This is a genomic window from Mesorhizobium kowhaii (assembly GCF_042431665.1).
In the GTDB taxonomy this organism is placed as follows: domain Bacteria; phylum Pseudomonadota; class Alphaproteobacteria; order Rhizobiales; family Rhizobiaceae; genus Mesorhizobium; species Mesorhizobium kowhaii.
The window spans coordinates 1-1,667 of sequence record NZ_JBHLYT010000220.1; the positions used below are offsets into that span (position 1 = coordinate 1).

Genomic DNA, 1,667 nt, shown 5'->3' on the forward strand with positions numbered 1-1,667 from the left:
TCACGGATCGATCAAAATGGCGGCCCTTGAACATGACAAACTCCCGGAAAGCAGGAGCAGCCGTCATGCAGCAATGACCTTTCCGAAAAGTTTGCGACGGAGCCCGCTGAGGATACGCGGAGGCGGAATGGCTCTGGATCTGGATCTGGGGAAAACTCTGCGCTCCAAGGCAAGCACAGCTATGAAGCGTTTACCCTTGGGGACAGTTGGCACATTTGAATCTGTAGGGGCTAAAGTCGGATGGTTGAGCTACTCGACGATCATTTCCTTATGTTGCGCCTTTTTAAAGATAGCGAAGCAGAAGTTTCAATTCAAATAACTCTGCTAACAGCTCTGAGATGGTAAAGTTTTGACGCCGGGCTGCTGAGGACGGTGGCCAGAGCCATAGTCGCATAGGCGGCAGCTTTTGCCCATCGAGAATGTCTAGTGCAAACACCATCGGAGCAGGAACTATGGAATATGGAATATCCGCTGACAGTAGTCTCTCTCTCGGCGTGACGGCTAGTACCCAGAGTATCCTCGCAATAACCTTTGGCCACTTAGATGAATTCCACAAAGTTATCTAAAGAGACGATTGCGACGGCATTTGGCCGGTTTCTCGACCGGACTGATATCGTTGGTCATTTGGAGCAGCTGTTCAAACTATTATCTGCTTTCGCTTTGAATTTTGATTGCCCTTGGATCGCCTATGGTACTCGTCCAATCACCCCCACATGCTATAGCCCAACTCGACGCGATCCGGCGCACATTCTAAACTATCCTTATCAATGGCAGGAACGCTATGTCGAAATGGGCTATGATAGAATAGACCCTATCATCAGGGCAAGCCGGCGGCGGGCAGGTGCTTTTCGATGGAGAGATTTGTATAACGACCCGAGCACTACTGAAGAAGAAAGGCGCATCTTCGATGAGGCTGCATCATTTGGCTTGAAGGCGGGCATCAGCGTTCCATTGCACGGCCCCCAAGGTGACTTTGGGGTCATGAGCTTTGCTCAATCCAGAGATCAGGGATTTCCAGATAGCGTTGTAAAATACCTGGAACTTTCTGCTTTTCATTTCCATATAATGTCTGCAAAATTTATGGTTTTAAGGCACCTTGAAAATACTCATGAGCTTTCGTCAAGAGAGATAGAGTGTATATTCTGGACAGCGAAAGGTAAATCGTCATGGGATATAGGGCAGATTCTAGGTATATCTGTCAACACGGTCAATTTCCACATGAAGAATATTATGCGAAAATTGGATACCGGAAGCAGGACCGTCGCCGCTATAAAGGCCGTAAATTTCGGAATCATCGATTTGTAGCACGGGCCGAACGCAAAGTGCTTTCCGCCGCTGACGGTTAGAGACTCAAGCCTTTGCTACATCGCGTTGATGGCGGAGCGTCTATTATCCGATCCGAAGGATGCGTCTCCAGCCAGGAAGTCGTACCCTGCTGAGTAGTGTAGGTGGGTTATAGAAAGGTGCTCGCTAGCAGGCTTCTCTGATTGGAGTCGTTGAGGTCAAGTTACTCCTGCGTCTTTTTTTTGATCGTGTCGCCCCGCGGGTCACTCGCTTCTCTTCGCGGTCGACGTAAGGCCGCCGCATGATGGGGTCAGTAGAGCGAGGCGTCTCAATCTGTTGAACGACCTTGGGAGAGTTCGCCCAGGATCGTGCCTGCTAACGAG

At 49.8% G+C, this 1,667-nt stretch carries 2 protein-coding genes; both read left to right on the forward strand.

Going from position 1 to position 1,667, the window contains the following annotated elements; translation table 11 throughout:
* A partial coding sequence (locus ACFFNA_RS39580; RefSeq protein WP_378925750.1) for a hypothetical protein occupies positions 1–319 on the forward strand: 319 nt, incomplete at its 5' end.
* A gap of 224 nt (positions 320–543) precedes the next feature.
* The gene (locus ACFFNA_RS39585; RefSeq protein ID WP_378925752.1) at positions 544–1,305 is read left to right on the forward strand and encodes a LuxR family transcriptional regulator; all 762 of its coding nucleotides are present in this window, start codon (positions 544–546) and stop codon (positions 1,303–1,305) included.
* The last annotated feature ends 362 nt before the right edge of the window (positions 1,306–1,667 follow it).

Excerpts from the sequence above, each read along its gene's own strand:
- ACFFNA_RS39585 (WP_378925752.1), top strand. The coding sequence starts at position 544 with ATGAATTCCACAAAGTTATCTAAAGAGACGATTGCGACGGCATTTGGC.